This is a genomic window from Lujinxingia litoralis (assembly GCF_003260125.1).
Classification (GTDB): domain Bacteria; phylum Myxococcota_A; class Bradymonadia; order Bradymonadales; family Bradymonadaceae; genus Lujinxingia; species Lujinxingia litoralis.
In genome coordinates, this window is the sequence record NZ_QHKO01000017.1 from 16,823 (window position 1) to 35,404 (window position 18,582).

The 18,582-nt window shown below is 67.4% G+C and carries 13 protein-coding genes and 1 pseudogene; 10 read left to right on the forward strand and 4 right to left on the reverse strand.

The window, feature by feature from the left end; genetic code table 11:
- The first annotated feature begins 92 nt into the window (after positions 1 to 92).
- A complete protein-coding gene (locus DL240_RS19130) occupies positions 93 to 959 on the forward strand; it encodes a PEGA domain-containing protein (protein WP_111731503.1) in 867 nt (288 codons plus the stop codon).
- Between the two features lie 261 nt (positions 960 to 1,220).
- Here DL240_RS19130 and DL240_RS19135 read toward each other — a convergent pair whose 3' ends face one another.
- Both DL240_RS19135 and DL240_RS19140 read right to left on the reverse strand, forming a co-directional pair.
- Entirely contained in the window at positions 1,221 to 2,015 is a 795-nt protein-coding gene (locus tag DL240_RS19135; RefSeq protein ID WP_111731504.1) for a metallophosphoesterase family protein, read from the reverse strand.
- Positions 2,003 to 2,902, reverse strand: a complete 900-nt coding sequence (locus tag DL240_RS19140) for a radical SAM protein (RefSeq protein ID WP_111731505.1) — start codon at positions 2,900 to 2,902, stop codon at positions 2,003 to 2,005. Before DL240_RS19140 ends, DL240_RS19135 begins: the two co-directional genes overlap by 13 nt.
- A gap of 364 nt (positions 2,903 to 3,266) precedes the next feature.
- On the opposite strand from DL240_RS19140, the gene DL240_RS19145 reads away from it, so the two are divergent.
- Positions 3,267 to 6,254, forward strand: a complete 2,988-nt coding sequence (locus tag DL240_RS19145; protein ID WP_111731506.1) for a transglycosylase SLT domain-containing protein — start codon at positions 3,267 to 3,269, stop codon at positions 6,252 to 6,254.
- Positions 6,255 to 6,752: 498 nt separating this feature from the next.
- Positions 6,753 to 7,910 (forward strand): MopE-related protein, encoded by a 1,158-nt coding sequence (locus tag DL240_RS19155; protein WP_233497091.1) that lies wholly within the window; start codon positions 6,753 to 6,755, stop codon positions 7,908 to 7,910.
- Between the two features lie 53 nt (positions 7,911 to 7,963).
- Here the strand turns inward: DL240_RS19155 and DL240_RS19160 are convergent, their stop codons facing one another.
- The gene (locus DL240_RS19160; protein ID WP_111731509.1) at positions 7,964 to 9,253 is read right to left on the reverse strand and encodes a threonine/serine exporter family protein; all 1,290 of its coding nucleotides are present in this window, start codon (positions 9,251 to 9,253) and stop codon (positions 7,964 to 7,966) included.
- A 93-nt stretch (positions 9,254 to 9,346) separates the two neighbouring features.
- Here DL240_RS19160 and DL240_RS19165 point away from each other — a divergent pair, with 93 nt between their 5' ends.
- The 4 genes from DL240_RS19165 to DL240_RS19180 all read left to right on the forward strand — a co-directional run bounded on the left by DL240_RS19165 (position 9,347) and on the right by DL240_RS19180 (position 13,618).
- Complete coding sequence (locus DL240_RS19165) at positions 9,347 to 10,465, forward strand: aminoglycoside phosphotransferase family protein (protein WP_111731510.1); 1,119 nt, start codon at positions 9,347 to 9,349, stop codon at positions 10,463 to 10,465.
- A gap of 70 nt (positions 10,466 to 10,535) precedes the next feature.
- On the forward strand, positions 10,536 to 11,903 hold the full coding sequence (hisS, locus tag DL240_RS19170; RefSeq protein ID WP_111731511.1) for a histidine--tRNA ligase: 1,368 nt from the start codon (positions 10,536 to 10,538) through the stop codon (positions 11,901 to 11,903).
- Positions 11,904 to 11,933: 30 nt separating this feature from the next.
- Positions 11,934 to 13,193: an aminotransferase class V-fold PLP-dependent enzyme gene (locus DL240_RS19175; RefSeq protein ID WP_111731512.1), complete on the forward strand. Its 1,260-nt coding sequence runs from the start codon at positions 11,934 to 11,936 to the stop codon at positions 13,191 to 13,193.
- Between the two features lie 92 nt (positions 13,194 to 13,285).
- A complete protein-coding gene (locus DL240_RS19180; RefSeq protein WP_111731513.1) occupies positions 13,286 to 13,618 on the forward strand; it encodes a hypothetical protein in 333 nt (110 codons plus the stop codon).
- 187 nt (positions 13,619 to 13,805) lie between these two features.
- Here the strand turns inward: DL240_RS19180 and DL240_RS19185 are convergent, their stop codons facing one another.
- Positions 13,806 to 14,912 carry a M23 family metallopeptidase gene (locus DL240_RS19185; protein ID WP_111731514.1) on the reverse strand — a complete coding sequence of 369 codons (1,107 nt, stop codon included), beginning with the start codon at positions 14,910 to 14,912 and terminating at the stop codon, positions 13,806 to 13,808.
- A gap of 293 nt (positions 14,913 to 15,205) precedes the next feature.
- Here DL240_RS19185 and DL240_RS19190 point away from each other — a divergent pair, with 293 nt between their 5' ends.
- The 3 genes and pseudogenes from DL240_RS19190 to DL240_RS19200 all read left to right on the forward strand — a co-directional run.
- A complete protein-coding gene (locus tag DL240_RS19190; protein WP_111731515.1) occupies positions 15,206 to 16,948 on the forward strand; it encodes a serine/threonine protein kinase in 1,743 nt (580 codons plus the stop codon).
- A gap of 38 nt (positions 16,949 to 16,986) precedes the next feature.
- On the forward strand, positions 16,987 to 17,826 hold the full coding sequence (locus DL240_RS19195) for a tetratricopeptide repeat protein (RefSeq protein WP_146618433.1): 840 nt from the start codon (positions 16,987 to 16,989) through the stop codon (positions 17,824 to 17,826).
- Positions 17,827 to 17,851: 25 nt separating this feature from the next.
- Positions 17,852 to 18,582: pseudogene (locus DL240_RS19200) on the forward strand (hypothetical protein); the annotation flags it as partial.

Below are 18,582 nucleotides of genomic sequence, written 5' to 3' on the forward strand. Positions count from 1 at the left end.
GTTGACACACGCTCGCCACACAAAGTACCACCTCGACACACCGCAGCCTCGCCAGGGGCGCTCAAAACCTTGTTGAATGCAGGATGTTGGTTATGCGCCAGGCGCACTCCCAGAAGATCGTCTACGCCCTCTACACGCTGATCGCGTTGGCCCTCGTCACCGCCGCCGCGCTGCTCATCCAGGAGCGCGACGCCATCGAGCTCCTGGCCACCGGCGACGACACCGATTTCGCCGCCTATCAGGCCACGTCAGAAGCCCCGGCCCCCGAAGCCCCCGAGCGCGACGACGTCCCGACGCCAAACGTCGAGCTCGCCGAGCTCCCCGAGCCTGAAGACCTCAACTCCGGCGAGTGGGAGATCTTAGACCCGCTGCCCCCCGAAGAGCTCAGCGCCCCGGCCCCGGTGGAAGTCGGCCAGCAAAAGCGCCGTCTGCGCCCGGCCCACCTCACCGTCGTCACCGACTTCTCCCAGGCCCAGGTCACCGTCAACGGCCTCCCCTACCCGGCCTACTCCGAGCAGGGCACCAACGAGGGCATGATCCTGCCGGCCGGCGGCCCCCACCGCGTGGTCGTCGATTACGGCGGCAACCAGCGCGTCTACGAACTGGCCCTTCGCCCCAATGAGGAGCGCGTGCTCATGGTCGAGCTCTCGGGCTACAGCGGCGGCAGCCCCCCGCGCCCTTCGGTCTCCCCGAGCAAACCCGCGGAGAAACCCTCGGAGCCCGAGCCCGAATCCGAACCCGCAGACGGCCAGGGTCGCATCACCGTCTACTCACGCCCCCGCGGCGCGGTGGTCGTCAACGGCAGCGATCGCGGCCAGCAGACCCCCGGCACCGTCGAAGTCGAAGCCGGACGCCACGAGGTCCAGGTCCGCTACGAAGATGGCGAAGTCAGCGAGAAAAAGGTCGTCCGCGTACGCGAGGGCTCGCGCATCAAGCTCTTCTTCCGTCAGTCCAAATGACCCCGCGATAAAAACAAAGGCGCCTCGTCCAGGCGCCTTTTCTTCCCTCGGCAATGCGCCGAGACGCTCCCGGGCGCCATCCCCCCCACCTCTTCCGACCCAAGCCATACCCCAAAGGGGGTGTAAAGGGGGTCAAAACACGCACACCGTGCCTCTGGCGTGGGGGTCGAGGGGGTCAAAACACGCACACCATGCCTCTGGCGTGGGGGTCGAGGGGGTCAAAACACGCGCACCGCGCCTCTGGCGTGGGTTCACGCCACACTAATACCTGCCCCGGGCGCGCTCCCGCGCGGGCATCACCTCCAGACAGGTGGTCCACCACCCGGTGAGGATCGTCTCGACAAAGGGCTCCGGGAGCCCCTCCTGGCGCATCAACTCGGCCAGCGCCTGGTGATCGTAGTCGATCGGGCGCAGCGTCACCCTGACCTCGTCGCCCTCCACCTCCACCAGCGCGTAGTCCACGCTGGTGCGCCCGTTGTTGGCCGGCCTGCCGATCGCCCCGACGTTGATCACCTGCCGCCCGTCGGGCAGGCGCCGCTGCCAGGGAATGCCCGTATGCGTGATGAAGAGCACGTCGGCCTGATGCTCATCGAGCAGGTGCGTCAGAAAGCTATCCGGACACATCGACTCCCATAAAAACTCGTTGACCTGCCGGGGGCTGCCGTGACTCATCAGCACGCGCGCCCCGCCCCACTGGCGCCGAAACTCCGTGGGCAGGTCGCGCAGCCAGTCCTTATGCTCATCGGCGGTATGAGCCAGCGTGTAATCATAGCTGATCTGCGCGTAGTAGTTATCGCGCGGATCGGTGTAGCCACAGGCGCAATCCTCCAGCCGATGGCCGATGGAATGATCGTAGTTGCCCTGCATCACAAAGAGGTCTGCCGACTCCCGAAGCAGCGGAAACACCCGGTCGGGGCAGGGGCCAACCCCTCCCATATCGCCCAGGCAGTAGATGGCCTCGCAGCCCAGCGCCCGGGCCTCGGCCAGGGTCGCCTCCAGACTCAGGAAGTTGTTGTAGACCCCGCCAAAAATCGCAAAACGTCTCAGGTGCGACATGTCACCCCCTCCACAAAACAGGTGTAGCAGGCCGGGTGATCCAGCCGAATGGGCGCCAGCGCATCCTCCAGGCGATCGCCCATGCGCGCGCCCTCCTCTTCGATGAGGATCGGGCAGGGATACACGCCCTTGGCCGTCACCATCCGGCAGCTGGAGCATTGCAGGCTGCGACGAGCCTCCTCGTCGAGCGCGTCTTCGGTCAAACGCTCATAGGGCGCGTAGGCTCCGCCGCGTCGCTCCTCTCGCCCGATCTTAAAGGGCGCCAGAAACTTCAGCCGGGGGCGAGTGATGCCCCGCTCGGCCAGGAGCTCAAAAAACCTCTGGCGGCCGGCGCTCTCGGCCAACTCGGCGTGGCAGGTGGTCACGGTAAACACCGGGTTGAGCCCGGCCCGGTGCAGTCGTACGGCCCCGGCCAGGATCTTCTCAAAGGTATGACGCCCGCGGATCGCGTCGTTCTCCCGGGCGGTGGTCCCGTCCAGGGAGACGCGCACATCGAAGTTGTAGCGAGCGCGCTCAAAGGTGTCCGCCAGCCACGCCGCCAACTCCTCGTCGATGAGCACCCCGTTGGTGAGCACGCTTAAGGGGCCGTGCTCCAGGGTCAGCGCGATCATCTCGCGGATCTCCGGGTGCATAAAAGGCTCCCCCCCGGTGAAGTAGTACTCCTTGACCCCCATCGCCGCGCCCGTCTCCACCGCCCGGCGCACCTCGTCGAGCGCCATAAAGGGGTGACTCTCGTTTTTGGGACCGCAGGAGATGAAGCAATGCCGGCAGGCCAGATTGCATAGCGTGCCGGTGACCTGGAGCCAGAGCGTGTCCAGATGGCTCAACGCCAGCTCCGGGGCCGGGCCCTCGGGCAAGGGTTGCGCCGAGAAGTCGATATCAATCATGACACTCCTACTGCAAAGGATGCGGAGACGTGCGCCGCGCCCGAAAAAAGGTTGCTCTGTGGCACTCGGATCACAACTTCGAGGGGGCCGCAGCCCGCCGCGCGCACGTGGGCCCAAAGGTGAACCCGCCGCCGAAGCGGCGCAAGCCCGCGCGGGCAATTTTCTTGGTGCATTTGAGGGGGAACTTTATAGTGGAGAGGCCGCAGCCCGAGTCCGCGAGGATGTGGCGCCGCCCGGAAGGTGACGAATTGACAGGTCGGCAGAAGGGCTGCTAGCCCGAGCTGCCGATCTTCTTCGCACCCTACCTCCGAGCAGGGACGCGTGGGGAGCCCGGCGGAAAACCTGGTCCAGGGTAACGACGATCATGAACGATCTGCACTTCAAAACGACGCGCGCGCTGCTCTTCTGCGCGCTGCTTCTGTGGGGATTCACCGGCGTGGCCTGGGCGGAAGAGCCCGCCGCCAGCGCGCCCGAAACCAGCGAGGCCGTCGGCGACGAGGAAGCGGCGCTCCGCGCGCTCAAACGCGCCGAACTCGCGCTGGATCAGGCCGACGAAGCCGAGGAGGCTCTCGCCACCGAGAGCGACGCCGAGGAGGCTCTCGCCACCGAGAGCGACGCCGAGGAGGCCGGCCTCGTGCCTCCTCGCCAACTCGCCACGGGAGGGGAAGATTCCCCCGAGCCCCCGACCCTGGAAGCCGAACTCGCCACCGAGGAGCTCTCCCGGCCCTCTGACGAGCCCGAGACCGACGCTCCCGAAGCCCTGAGCGACGCCCGCGCCGACGAAGAGCCCAACGCCGGCGACGACGCGATCCCGGCTGCCGCCGACGACGAAAGCTCCGACACCGACGCGCTCGCCACGGTCCCTCTCGACGCGATCGAAGACGCGCTTCTAAACGCCGAGAGCGCCGCTGAAGCTCGCCATGAGCACGACGTCCTGGCCGAAGACGCCCTGGCCGAAGACGTCCTGGCCGAAGACGCCCTGGCTGAAGACGCCCACGACGAAGCCTTGCCGGTGGGGATCAGCCAGGCGCAGGCCGCCAAACTTCGCGAGTTTTTTGAGCGCTTAAGCGATGGCGAGGTCACCACCGGCTGGGAGCCCCCGGCGGCGGTACGGGCGGTCTCCAGTCGCCTGTTAGGCGCGGGCAAAGACTACCTGGTGCTGGCGCCCTACGTCGCCGATCCCCGCTGGCCCGACGCCATGCAGCTGCTCGTCGACGATAAGTGCCAGGACGCCCTGTCCCTGGCCACCGACATCCTGGGCCCGGTCGAGCTGCATGCCGATGGCGAGCCGGCCATCCGCTACGCCTTTGCCCGCATGCAGATGTGCGCCAACGATCGCTCCCGCGGCGTGGCCACCATGCAGGAGCTGGCCGAGCAGCCCACCAGCGTCGGCGAGCTCGCCAGACGCGCCCTGGGCCGCTCCCGCCAGCAGGCCGTGGAAGATGAAGCCATGGCCCTCTCCTCCCACATCCGCCAGGCCGACCAGCTCGCCCGCGAGGGCCAGGTCGACCAGGCCTTAAGAGACCTCTACAACCTGCGTCAGGAGCTCGATCAGGCCTGGGATCGCTACCAGGTGCGCAAAGCCGAGGCCCGCATCCTGGAGCGTGCCGAGCGCCCCGACGAAGCCGCCCAGGTGTGGCTGGGCATCTACCGCATGACCCGCGCCTGGCGCAGCAGCGACCGCATCGCCAGCGAGATCGCCGAAGCCGAACGCCGCCTGCGCACCTCGATCGTACCCTTTGGGGACCGCGTCGATCGGATGCGCGAACTCATCGCCCGGGGGCGCTACCGCCACGCCCACCAGGTCTCGCGCGAGAACGCCCAGATGCGCGGCGTCTCCGGCTCCGAGGTTCGCGGCTGGACCCGCTACCGTCAGGCCCTGCAAAACGAACGCGAACGCAAGCGCGACAAAGCCCTCGAAGAGTTCGCCGAGGCCGAGCGCCTGATCAAAGATCCGGCCCTGCGCCCGCGCCTCTACTTCGGCTGGGCCCGCGCCCTGCGACGGATGGACCGCGACAGCGAAGCCATCGAGCTCTACCAGCGCCTCTGCCGGGAGTACCCCACCAACGCGCTCTGCCCCGAGTCGCTCTACGAGGCCGGCCGCCTCTACCAGTACAAAAACAAGCACGAAGAGGCCCGCGCGCTCTTCTTTGACCTGGTCGGGTTGCACCCCTTCAGCGACCACGTACCCGACGCCCTGTGGCGCACCGCGCTCAGCGCCTACCTCCAACAGGACTACGACGCGGCCATCCCTCCCCTGCTCGACCTGGTGCATCATTACGGGCAGATCAAAGACGAGTCGGAGCTTACCCTGGGCCTCAAAGCCCGCTACTGGCTGGGGGTCAACCACCTCAAGGCCGGGCGCAGCGAAGAGGCTCGCCAGTGGCTCCAGGACACCATCAACTCCGGCCCCCTGACCTGGTACGGCCGTCTGGCCGTCGCGCGTCTGGAGCAACACGAGCTGCCGGCCCGTGTGCGCCTGCCCACCATCAACTTGAGCGCCGACGAGATCACCAACCTGGCTACCCTGCGCCTGCCCGATAACCCGCGCCTGGCCGTGAGCGCCGAGCTGGTGCGCCTGGGACTCTACAAAGATGCCCTGGCCGAGGTCCGCCGCCAGGAATCCGTCCACCCGGTGCCCGAAGGCGCCACCCAGCTGCGCGCCGGGCTGCACCTGGCGATCGACGAGCCCAACTGGGCGCACTGGATCATGAAGTCAGTCATCGAAGAGCGCGGCCCCTCGCTGCGCAACATCCGCGACTGGGGCTTTGCCTTCCCGGTCAACTACATGGAGCTCGCCCACAAATACGGCGACGCCTACGGCGTCTCTCCCTTCCTGGTGCAGGCCATCATCCGCCAGGAGAGCGGCTTCCGCCCCACCGTCAAAAGCTACGCCGGCGCCATGGGCCTGATGCAGCTGATGCCGGGCACCGCCCGCTACACCTCGCGCACCTTCCTGGAAGAGGGCTCGGTCTCCAACAACCAGATCCTCAACCCCGACACCAACGTGCGCCTGGGCACCATGTACATCCGGATTCACATCGCCCACGCCGCCGATCGCCCCTCCCTGGCCCTGGCCGGCTACAACGCCGGCCCCGCCCCGCTGCGCTCCTGGATGGAACGCTACGGCGACCGCGAGGTCGACGCCTGGGTCGAATCCATCACCTACAAGGAAGCCCGCGGCTACGTGCGCAAGGTCATGACCAGCTTCATCACCTACCAGGGCCTCTACGGCGACGGCACCCTCCCCGACATCTCCCTGGAGATGCCCGAGGAGCTGCGCCCCTGGGGCAGGATCCCAGAGGTCGAAGCCGCCCAGAGCGAACCCGTCTCGATGCTTTTGGTCTTTTAAGCTCCGACATCCGCGAGCCCCAAAAACCCGAGCGCACATCCAGGGCGGCGGCCGGAACGGATGACTTCGTGAACTAAAAACCCGAGCGCATCCAGGGCGGCGGCCGGAACGGATGACTTCCCGAACTAAAAACCCGAGCGCATCCAGGGCGACGGCCGGAACGGATGACTTCGTGAACTCCCCCCCGAGCGCATCCAGGGCAAAGTCCAGCAAGGAGCGAGGACGAAGCTGTAGCAGCGCTACTGCGAGGACGCGGCGACGATGCTGGCTTTGTCCTGGGGCGCTCGGCATCGCGAACCCAAAAACCCGAGCGCACAACATCCAGGGCGGCGCCTGACAAGGAGATAGGAATGAAGCTGTAGCAACGCTACCGCGGATCCCTATCGACGCCGTCAGCGTCGTCCTGGGGCGCTCGGCATCGCGCGCATCGTGCTTGTGACACAAACTCCACCTCGTTACGATGGGCGGCCTTTTGCCATTGACCCTCCGGAGGATGCTGTGTCCGCGAAGTTACGATTTGCTCTTATCCTGCTTCTCTCGCTCAGCCTGAGCGCCTGTGCCGACACCGACGTCGCCGATCCCGCCACCGGCGACACGGATGTCCGCCCGCAGCCCGATACGGGCAACGATCCCGACGTCGACACCACACCCGACGTCGACACCACCCCCGACACCGATCCGGAGCCCGACACCGATCCGGAGCCCGACACCGATCCGGAGCCCGACACCGATCCAGAGCCCGACACCGGCCCGGATCCCGTCTGCTGCACCCCCGGGGAGACCTCCTGCGTGGGCGGCTCGGAGTTCATCGAGTGCGTAGATGACGGAAACCTCTGTGGCCAGTGGACCGAAGCCTCCCTCTGCCCCGGGGGCGCCTCCTGCTCGGCCAACGCCTGCGAGGTCTGCGTCGATAACGACTCCGATGGCTTTGGCGAAGGCTGCCTGGCTGGCCCGGACTGCGACGACTCCAACGACCAGATCCACCCGGGCGCCAACGAGCTCTGCGACGGGATCGATAACAACTGCGATGGCGCCACCGACGAGGGCTTCAACGTTGGCGAGGCCTGCTCGGTAGGCCTGGGCGTCTGCGTGGGTCATGGCACCCTGACCTGCCGCTTCGACGGCACCGGCGCCTTCTGCGACGCCCTGCCCGCTTCGGGCTCCACCGAGGTCTGCGACCAGCTGGACAACGACTGCGACGGCGCCGTCGACGAAGATAACGTCTGCGGCGGCACCGACCCGGACCCGGATCCGGACCCCGAACCCACCACCTGCACCAACGACAGCTACGGCACCACCAACGCCAGCAGCCTCAACGGTGTGGAGTTCTTCTCGGGCGGCTTTGAAGAGATGACCCTCTGCCCGGGCGAGGGCTACGACTGGTTCTACCTGGGCCACCTCGCTGCTGGCGAGCGCGTGCAGGTCGAGCTCGCCTACAACCCCAACACTTCGTCGATCAACTTCTCACTCTGGGCGGGCTCTCGTCAGATCAAGTACGGCCAGGGCTCCAGCGGGCTGCGCGAGATCGACCACACCCTCACCAGCTCCGACGTTCAGGCTGCCACCGAGCGGATCACCCTGCAGGTCTACTACAGCGGAACCTCCTCGCTGCCGACCGGCGGCATCGACTACCTCATTGAGAACGTCTCCCCCTGAGGTCGGCTCCTCCTGACCTGACGTCGCGCAAGGCGCTTGTGTCCCCCCCGGACTCAGAGCGCCTTGCGCGGCGGCAGCAAGAGGTTGGCCACCAGCAAGCCGGCCACAAGCGAGGCGGCCACAAGCGTCATCACAAACGCCGTCTCCAGCCCTCCCACCACATCGCGCTCCAGCAGGCGCGACACGCTGCGAAAGCCCACACTCCCGGGCACCAGCAGCAGAATCCCCGGCACCATCACAATCGACGCCGGGCGATCGAAGAAGCGCGCAAACCCGTTGCTCGCCACCCCCACCACCAGCGCCGCGATGAACACGCCCACCTCCGGCCCCAGCCACAGGGTGCCCTGGCGTGTGCCCACGTAGGCCAGCGCCGCCGCCCCCAGTATCCACCCCACATCGGCGAAGCGCGCCCGCAAGAGCACCGTAAACGAGATCGACGCCACCACCAGCGACACCGCCGCCACCCCGAAGCTCAGCCCCACCGTGGTCATCTGGGGCGCGCTGCCAAAGAGCATCTCGGCCAGGCGCAGCCCCACCGCCACCCCGAAGGCCATCTCCAAAAGGATCATCAGCGCCAGGGTCAGGCGCGCCGCCCCGGCGGCCAGGTTACGCGTGGCCAATTCGGTGAGCGCCACCGTCAGCGTCAGCCCCGGCAAAAGCACGATCAGCCCGGCAACCATCGGAATGAACACCGACGCCCCGTCCGCCACCACCGCCATCGCCCCGCCCACAAACGAGGCGATAAAGGCGCTGAGCGCCACAAAGATCCGGTTCACCGTGGGCGATCGCGCCGCCAGCAGCGTCAAAAGCCCGATCCCCAGCCCGGAGAGCCCCGAGATCCACATCTCCCGCCAGCCCCCACCAAACATGATCCCGGCCGCCGCCGCCGACGTCACCCAGCAGAGCGTCTCCAGCCAGGCCGGGTAGCGCTGGGGCGCCCGCTCGACCTCCTCGATCAACTCCAGCCCCCGCGCCGTGGTGAGCTCGCCGGCCAGCACCCGGGTGACGATCTCATCGACATCCGACATCTGCCCCAGGTTCACATCGCCCGGCTCCACCCGCACCAGATACGAGCGCTGGTCCCCCAGCGGCCCGAACGCCGCCATGATGGAGGTCGGCGTCGAAAAGAAATGCGCCTCCATATTAAAGCGCCGGGTCATCTCCTCGAGCACCTCTTCTAAGCGGTGGGCCGGCGTACCGTACTGGTGAAGCGCGCGCCCCACCCGCAGCACGAACTCCACGGCCTTGGAATCGATCTTCGGCTCCCCCGTCTCCCGCGCGCGGCGAGTGCGTGGCACCCCGAGCATTTTCCTGAACTTACTATCGGGCCTGATCGTGCTCATGAACTTGCTCCTCTTGCACTCCTGACGCACCTTAGAGCCGGCAATCTCGTTGACCGGCCGGATCTGGCCCGCTCCCTTACCCGAGTCTCACCCATGGAACAACGCCTGCGTCAGACCCTCTCCGATTTCTTTGATCCCCAGGTCGCCGAGCACGCGCGCCTGGAGAACCTGGGCGGCCACGCCTCCCTGCGGATTTACTGGCGCGTGCACCTGCCGAGCGACCTGCAGCCGCCCCGCGTCTACCCCCGTGGGGAGCTCACCCAGATGGCGATGGTGCTGCCGGAGGGGGCCGACCAGATGGCCAGCGACGAGGGGGGCTCCTCGGCCGACGCTCGCCCCACCGAGCTGCCCTTTGTCGATGTGCAGCGCTACCTGGCCAACATCGGCCTGCCGGTGCCGGCCATCGATCGGGTCGACATGGCCCGCGGCGTGCTCCTGCTCGAAGACCTGGGCGACGAGATGTTTGAACACGCCGTGCTGGCCGCCTCGGGCCCGGACGACGTCGAAGACCTCTACCGCCAGGCCATCGAGCTCCTGGTCGACCTCCAGATGCGGGTGGAGGCCGAGCGCGCCGAGCCCCGCTACCAGAGCGTGGCCTTCGGGCGCGCCTTCGACGCCGAGTTGTTGCGCTGGGAGCTCGACCACTACCGGGAGTGGGGCCTCGACAACCATTACGGCCCCGACGCCCTTGGCGAGCATCGCGAGGCGCTCAACGCCCTCTTCGACCGCCTCACCGATGAGATCTGCGCGCTGCCCACCACCCTGGTGCTGCGCGACTATCAGTCGCGAAACATCATGCGCAAACAGGGAACCTGGGTGCTCATCGACTTCCAGGACGCCCTGATCGGCCCGGTGATCTACGACCTGGTCGCCCTGCTGCGCGACTCCTACATCGAGCTTCAGCCCGACCAGGTCGCGCGCCTTCTCGAAGTCTACATCGACCACGGCGCCCGCCGCGGCCTCCCCTGGTGCGCCGACGCCGAGACCCTCCGCCGGGCCTTCTACCTGCAGACGCTCCAGCGCAAACTCAAAGACGCCGGACGCTTCATCTTTATCGACAAGGTCAAGCATAACCCGGGCTTCCTTGACTACTACCAACCCTCTATCGGATACGTGCGCCAGGCACTTCACGCGCTCGACGGCTACCACGGCCTCGACGCAATCCTTGCAGCGGTCGAACCCGCCTACGGTGAGCCCTCAACAGCTCCCTGAGCCCGATCTTCCCGGCGCCCCGATTCTTTTGAAATCGTCACACCTTATCTTGCCCTGAACGAGCCCTCCCATGAGCCAGATCTCCACCAAGCCCGCCAGCGGAATGCGTGACTTTTTGCCCCGCGAGGCGGCCCTGCGAAAGCGCGTCTTCGCCCTGATCGAAGAGGTCTACCAGAGCTACGGTTTCCAGCCCCTGGAGACCCCGACCCTGGAGAACCTCTCCACGCTCATGGGCAAGTATGGCGAGGAAGGCGACCAGCTGATCTTCAAGGTGATGAAGCGCGGCAAGAAGTTTGAGCGCGCCCTTCGCAACGACGCCCCCACCGAAGTGGACCTGGCCGACATGGGGCTGCGCTACGATCTGACCGTGCCCCTGGCCCGCATCGTGGCGCAGTACCAGAACGAGCTCCCCCGCTACTTCAAACGCTTTCAGATCGCGCCGGTCTGGCGGGCCGACCGCCCCCAGCGCGGGCGCTTTCGCGAGTTTTACCAGTGCGACGTCGACGTGATCGGCTCCACCTCCATGACGGTCGAAGCCGAGGTCGCCTCTGCCATCTGCGAGGTGCTGGAGCGCCTGGAGTTCAAAAACTTCCGCGTGCACTTAAACCACCGCCTCCTCCTCAACGCCATGATGGAGGCCGCCGGCGTCGCCCCCGAGCTTCATACCGAGGCGCTGGTCGCCATCGACAAGCTCGATAAGGTCGGCCTCGACGGCGTCAAAAAAGAGCTCGCCGAGCGCGGCATCGCCGCCGACGTCATCGATCGCCTCCTCCCCCTTCTGGGGCTGGCCGACGAGGTCGAGGGCAACGAGGCGCTGCTGGCCGCCCTGGCCGAGCGGGTCGGGGAGCTGGAGAGCGGCAAAAAAGCCCTCTCGGAGCTCGGCGATCTCCTGCGCTTTGCCGCCGCCAGCCCGGCCGGCCCCTACCTGAAGATCGACCCCTACCTGGCCCGCGGCCTCTCCTATTACACCGGCCCGATCTTCGAGATTCGCAGCGACGACTTCTCCGGGAGCCTGGGTGGCGGCGGACGCTACGACGGCCTCGTCGGCATGTTCACCCGCCAGAGCCTGCCGGCCTGCGGGTTCTCGCTGGGCCTGGAGCGCGTGCTGATGCTCCTGGCCGAGCGCGACGCCCTGGCCGAGCCCGCCCCCGATGTCGACGTGCTCGTCACCCTGTGGCGCGACGACTTCACCCCCCGCAGCATGGCGCTGGCCGCCGAGCTGCGCCGGGCCGGCCTGCGCGTCGACCTCTACCCCGACGCCGACAAGTACTCCCGCCAGTTCAAGTACGCCAATGAGCGCGGCGTGCCCTTTGTGGCCATCCTGGCCGAAAAGGAGCTGGAGGCCGGCGTGGTTGCCATCAAAGATATGAAGCGCGGCGACCAGGCCGAGGTCCCCCGCGCCGAGCTCGCCAGCTGGATCAAAGCCCGCCAGAGCTGAGCCCCCGTCCCACCTGGAGCCCGAGCCCCGATGAGCGACGCATTCGACCCCACCGAGCCCCCCGAAGACGCCGCCCCCGCCGAAGGGGGCGGCGTCCCCGCGGGCCCTCTGCGCATTGACTACGCCCCCCACTTCCACCTGGACTCCGGGGCCATTCACTTAAACCACGGCGCCTTCGGCGCCTGTCCGCGCCGGGTGCTCCACGCCCAGAGCGAGCTGCGCGCCCGGATGGAGTCCAACCCGGTGCGCTTTATCGGCCGCGAACTCTTCGGGCTGATGGCCAACGCCCGCGCCGAACTCGCCAGCTTTGTGGGGGCCCCGGCTCCAGACCTGGTCTTCGTGCCCAACACCACCACCGGCGTCAACGCGGTGCTGCGCTCGCTGGCGCTGCAGCCGGGCGACGAGATCCTGGTCAGCGACCAGGGCTACGGCCCGGCGGTGCTGGCCGCCCGGGCCATCGCCGCCGAGCAGGGCGCCCACGTCCGGGTGGCCTCCCTGCCCTTTGCCCCCACCTCGGCCAACGCCCTGCACGACGCCCTGATCGACGCCCTCACCCCGCGCACTCGCCTGGTGATGATCGACCACATCACCAGCCCCACCGCCCTGATCCTCCCGGTGGCCCGCATCGCCCGCAGCCTGCGCGAGCGCGGCGTGCTCACGCTGATCGACGGCGCCCACGCCCCGGGCATGATCCCGCTGAACCTGGCCGAAATCGACGCCGACTTCTACGTGGGCAACTGCCATAAGTGGCTGTGCAGCCCGCGGGGCGCGGCCTTTTTGCACGTGGCCCCCCACCTTCAGAGCCGGGTGCGCCCGCCGGTCTTAAGCCACGGCGCGGCCCTGGCCGAAGACGACCCGCAGCGCTTCCAGGCCGAGTTCGGCTGGATGGGCACCTACGACGTCACGAGCTACCTGAGCGTGCCGGTGGCCATCGACTTTTTGCGCGCGTTGGTCCCCGGGGGCTGGCCGGCGCTCTACGAACGCAACCATCGCCTGGCACTCTACGGCCGCGATCGCCTCTGCCAGGTGCTGGGCATCGCCCCTCCAGCTCCCGACGACCTGGTGGGCGCCATGGTCTCGCTGCCCTTACCCGAGAGCCCCCACCCCCCGGTGAACTTCCCGGCCGAGGTCGACCCCCTTCAAGACGCCCTCTGGCGAGCGGCCGGCATCGAGATCGCCGTGATGAGCTGGCCCGCTCACCCCGGGCGCCTGCTCCGCCTGAGCTGCCAGCTCTACACCACCGAAGAGCAGCTCGATACCCTGGCCGACACCCTGAGCACCCTGCTCTGATCCCTGGTCCGGGCGCCCGACCTGACCTATGATCAAGCCCCGGGGCGACGCGGCCCCGACGCCCCCCCGATACCCTGCCCCCCGGAGACACGATGAGCGAGAGCGGCGACGGCCTGACCCCGGCACAGATCCTCTGGGAGATCCTCAAGGTCGCCCTCCTCGTGGTGGGCGGACTCTTCCTGATCATCTTCTTGATGCGCGCCTTTCGGGTGGTGCTGGCCCTGGGCGTGCTCGCCATCCTGGGCGCCGGCGTCTACTGGCTGCTCAAGCGCGTCTTCGGCACCCGCCAGCTCCCGGCCCCCGAAGAGCCTCGCCAGCTCGACACCGACGTGACCCTGGATCCCCTCCAGGATAAATTCCGCGAACTCGAACTCGAAGAAGCCCGAATCGACGCCGAGCTCGAACGCCTCTCCCGCGACGACTGAAGGTTCAGCGATAGCTCCGGCTCAGGGTCGTCCCGCAGACCGAGGGTTCCGCACAATCAACCGGTGGAGCTCAGGTGAGAACGAAGACCTACCACCTACCCTTGAGCCTCCGGGTCAGATGAGACAGCGACCTGTCCCGGGTCCCCCCACCCCCGTCATGGCCCCCCACCCCGGGGTATCTCGGCGCTTACTCGGCCGCCACCTGCTCCGGGGCTTCCTGCGCGGGAGCTTCCGGCTCGGGGGTGTCCTGAGCGGCGGCAGCCTCCTCGGCCCCTCCATCCTCGGAGGCGCTCGCCTCGGCCGCGGCGTTCTTGCTCACCGGCCAGGGCTCGGCGCGCTCCACGATCTCACCGACCTGGGTCTGCACATCGGGGCTTCCCACCGGCATGCCGCGTGCCACCGCCTGACCGTCGGCCCGATAGTCCTCAAAGGAGAGGGGCAGACTCTCGGCGATCGGCACCTCGGGGCTGTTCTGCAGGTGCACGTGCAGGTGCGGCGTGTAGGTGCGCCCGGAGTTGCCGCACTCAGCCAGCAGCTGACCGGCCTCGACCTGATCCCCGCCCGAGACCTTGAGCGAGGCGCGCTTTAAGTGTGCCAGAAAGAGGTACTCCCCTTCGGCGACCCGCAGGATCACGTGGTTGCCCAGCACGCTCACCGGATCAAACTCCCCGGGCACCTGATCGACCTCGGAGCCCACCACCCGCACCACCTCGCCAGCGGCCGGCGAGTAGACCGGCGCCCCGAAGCAGTGGTGATCTTCGAGCCGGGAGCCATCGCCCTCAAAGCGGCTGCCCTCGACCAGGGGAGCAAAGTCGTAGCCCCAGCGCATCATCGCGGTGGTGGCGTGGTAGTTGGTATCGCGCTCGGGGCCCCCGGCCAGCGTGACCCAGCTGCCGTTAAAGGGCAGCTCAAAGGCCACCTTCGAGACGTAATCCGCCGTGGAGACCGGCGCCGCAAACATCGGACGGTTACCCAGCAGCCCCACCGCGATCAGCGCCGCGAACCCGATGGTGCGGCTGCGCCGGATCACCGGCGGCTGAAAGAGCGTGCGCAGCAGCCCCCAGAACGCCATCGGCAGGGTCAGCATCCCGATCAAGGGGATGATCGTGGCGTGGGCGATGACGCTGGCCTTGCCCAGGGCCAGAAAGGCCACCACGTAGGCCACCACCTGCACCACCGCCAGCGCCAGGGCGATGGTCGCCCAGAGCTCAAAGCGGTCTTCGCCGGGTTTCATTTTCCGAAAAATGCCGCGCGGGGCCGGACCGTCTTGCTCGTTCTGATTTTCGTCGTACATCGCCACACCTGTGCTTCGTTGGACTGCCTGCCTGCGTGCGTGGAAAGCCGGCGCACGGGCGCGCCAGACAAGCACCCGGGCCCCCCGGCGTCAAGCGCCCGATCGTCGCAGCCGCCCCCCCTCGCCAGGCCCCCCGGTAGCGCCGAGGATGTGTTGTGCGCTCTGCGGGCTGCTGTTATCGTTGCGCCGTCCGTCAGCCATGCCCCGGTTTTCGACCTGCGAGCAGCCCGGCGTATCCGCGCCGGTCGACCGACCTCTACCCTCAAAGATCGTTTGCAAGCGAGCTACGTCGCATGCCTATCTGCCCAAAATGCCGTGAGAAAAACCCGGCGCTCGGCGCCAAATGCCCTCGCGACGGCTTCTACTACATCTACGAGAATGCCCTCGAAGATGCCGAGAGCGATCCACGCATCGGCACGCTGGCCGCCGATAAATACGTGATCTTGGGGCTCATCAGCGAAGGGGGCATGGGCGCGGTCTACCGCGCGCTGCAGCTCCCGGTGGAGCGCGAGGTCGCCCTCAAGGTGCTGCGCACCGAGCTGCAGGACTCCACCAAGGGCCGGGAGCGCTTCATCCAGGAAGCCCGCGCCATCAGCCGCCTCTCCCACCCCAACATCATCACGCTGCACGACTTCGGGTTTGAGCGGGAGACCCATCCCTACATGGTCATGGAGTTCGCCCCCGGCGTGGAGCTGACCCGCTGGATGTGGAGCCGCAACATGAACGCCGAGCGCCTGCTTCATGTCGGGCGCCAGATCCTCTCGGCGCTGGCCGAAGCCCACCGCCGCGACATCGTGCACCGCGACCTCAAGCCCGAAAACGTCATCATCACCACCACCGGGCACGACGGCGACTTTCCTCGCCTCCTCGACTTTGGCATCGCGCGCCTGATCAACGAGGGCTCCACCCGCGGGCTCGCCCGCGAGGGCGAGGTCTTTGGGACGCCGCATTATATGAGCCCGGAGCAGGCGCAGGGGAAACGGGAGATCGGGCCGGCGGCCGACGTCTACGCCATGGGCGTGATGTTTTATGAGCTCTTCAGTGGCGAGCCTCCCTTTGACGCCGAGGCCCCCCTCTCGGTGCTCTTTATGCACATCAACGACCCGATGCCCACGCTGGTGCCCCGGGCCGGGATCAAAGCTCCCCAGTGGCTCGACGCCTTCATCGCCCAGGCCACCCGCAAGGATCCGGCCGCGCGCTATCAAAACGCCGGCGAGATGCTCGTGGCGCTGGATCGCCTGATGTCGGGGCAGGCGCCGGAGGCAGCGACGGCGACGGCACCGGCGGAGGTCTCCGCTCACGCCCGCGCGGTGGCCAGCTCTCCCACCGACCCGATGATCGCCACAACCGAGCTGGCCGACACCGATCCGGACACCACCGATCCGGGCGAAGACGTCCTCCGGGTGGACGATCCCGAGGCCGAGCCCGCGCCGACCGTCCCCACCGCCGATCCCCTGCCTGCCGCGCACGCCGGGGCCAGCACGCTCTTTCTGGGCGACTCGCCACCGGCCCAGACGCCTTCCCGACGCCGCGCGCTCCTGGCACTCGTGACGCTGGTACTCCTGCTGGGCCTGGGCGGCGCACTCGTGTTGATGACCGGCCCGCAGACGCCCGAGACCGGCCCCACAAGCGTGCCGGAGCCAGGCGGCGCCGAGAGCCCCGCCGAGCTGGCGAGCACCCCGGAGCCGGCCCCCGCACTCGCCACCGACGAGGCTCCCGAGCCCCCGGCGCCGGCGCCCGACGAGGCCCCCGAAGCTCCGGAAGCCACCGAGGTCGTGCCCACCGTGGAGCGCGAGGCCACCGCCCGCGCCCCCGAGCCCGACGAGGCTCCCGAAGTCAAAGCGCCCTCCCAAGACGAGCCGGCCCCCAGGCGCCCCCGAGCCCCGCGCCAGGCGACGCCGCCGGCCGAGACCGAGGCCAGCGCGCAGCGCGAGGCCGAGGCTGAACCTCCCGAAGAGAGCGTTCAGCCCACCAAGTTCCAGAGCCCTGATAGCGTGCCCCGCAAGTTTGGCCGGCCGCCCACATCCTCAAACTGAGATGGCTGTACCATCACTGACCTCTGCCCCCGATGATCATGCCTGACCTGACCTTGAAATCCTCCGCGGCGCGCCGGGCGCTGGCACTTCTCCTCTCGACCTCGCTGCTGGGCGCGCCGACCGTGGCCTTTGCCCAGGACGACGCCCGCGAGCGCGCCACCCACTTCTATGAGCAGGCCAGCGAGGCCTACAGCCAGGGCCATTTCGAGCGCACCATCGACCTGCTGGAGCGCGCCTTCGCCCACGATCAGAACCTGGTCTACAAATACAACCAGATCTTGGCCTACCAGGGGCTTGGCAAGTTTGAAGAGGCGCTGCGCGTCCTCGACATCTACGCCGAGCCGATGGAGGCCGACGGGCGTTTTGACGATATTTTGGAGATCCGCGCCAATCTCGAAGAGGCCATCGCCGAGAAGCAAAGCGAGGTGGTGAAAGCCCCCGACGAGGGCGAAACCACCGGGGAGACGCCGGTCGAAGCGCCGGCGATGGAAGCGCCCCCCGAGGTCGACGACGCCGGGTCCAACGTCCTGGCCTGGTCGCTGATCGGCACCGGCGGTGCGGCCCTGGCCGCCGGCGCGCTTCTGGGGAGTGGGGTGTTGATCGGGGATACGATCGAGCGGTTGGAAAACTCCACAACGCCGGAGACGTATCAACAAGTCTATTCTGGCGAGTTTAGTCGAGAAGATGATCTAAGCATGGTGAAGACCCACAATGGAATCACCATAGGTCTCCTTATTGGAGGGGTTGTGCTCGGCGCTGCCGGGTCCACGCTGCTTTTTCTGGACCAGCGCACCGATCGTGATGATAGCGCCACGTTGAGCATCTCCCCGGCCGCCGGCCCGGGATTTGCGGGAGCCAGTCTCCGTGGTCAATTCTAAGCAGTCTTTGAGGGAGGGAATCCTGATGAATCGATTTGCGCTCGTATCATTTGCACTGCTTTCAACCACCGCAACCGGTTGTATTTTCGGGGTGGATACGTCTCCCCTCTGTGATGATAGCGAACCGAATTGCGAGAACGGTGTCTGGGTTTTTGATACAGATATTGATGCCGAAGATGTGGGGGATGTAGATGACGTGGATCTTGATGTTGACATCACCCCCGACACCCCCGACGCCGACGTCGATCCCGATACCGACACCGACCTGCCCCCCGAACTCACCCTGGAGATCTCTGGCGAGGAGGGGCCTTTCATTCTCGATCCCGACACCGGGAGCGTGACGTTTGGCGTCGAATGCGCCCCCCAGGGCTGCACCCTGGATGCCTGCACCCTGAGCTATGAGGGCGGCGAGGTAGTGACGCCTGTTGAGTGCGCCGAGTCGATCGAGCTCCCCACCGCCAAGCTCAACGCCGAGGGCAGCTGGACGCTCACCGTCAACGCCTCCCTCGACGAGCAAAGCACGAGCGCCTCAAAAACCTTCGATGTGCGCTACGCCTTTGAGGCCGGGCTGGAGGGGTATGAGGCCGGCGAGTCATATGCGTTTAGTCACCCGCCCACGCTGGAGAGCTTTTGCACCCGCGATGGCTGCGATCTCACCATCGCCTGCACCGACGCCGGGGGCGGCACGCTCGCCTGTGAGGGGCTGGCCTTCCCCGAAGGTGAGGCCGAGGTGGTCATCACGCTCAACGCCTGCGC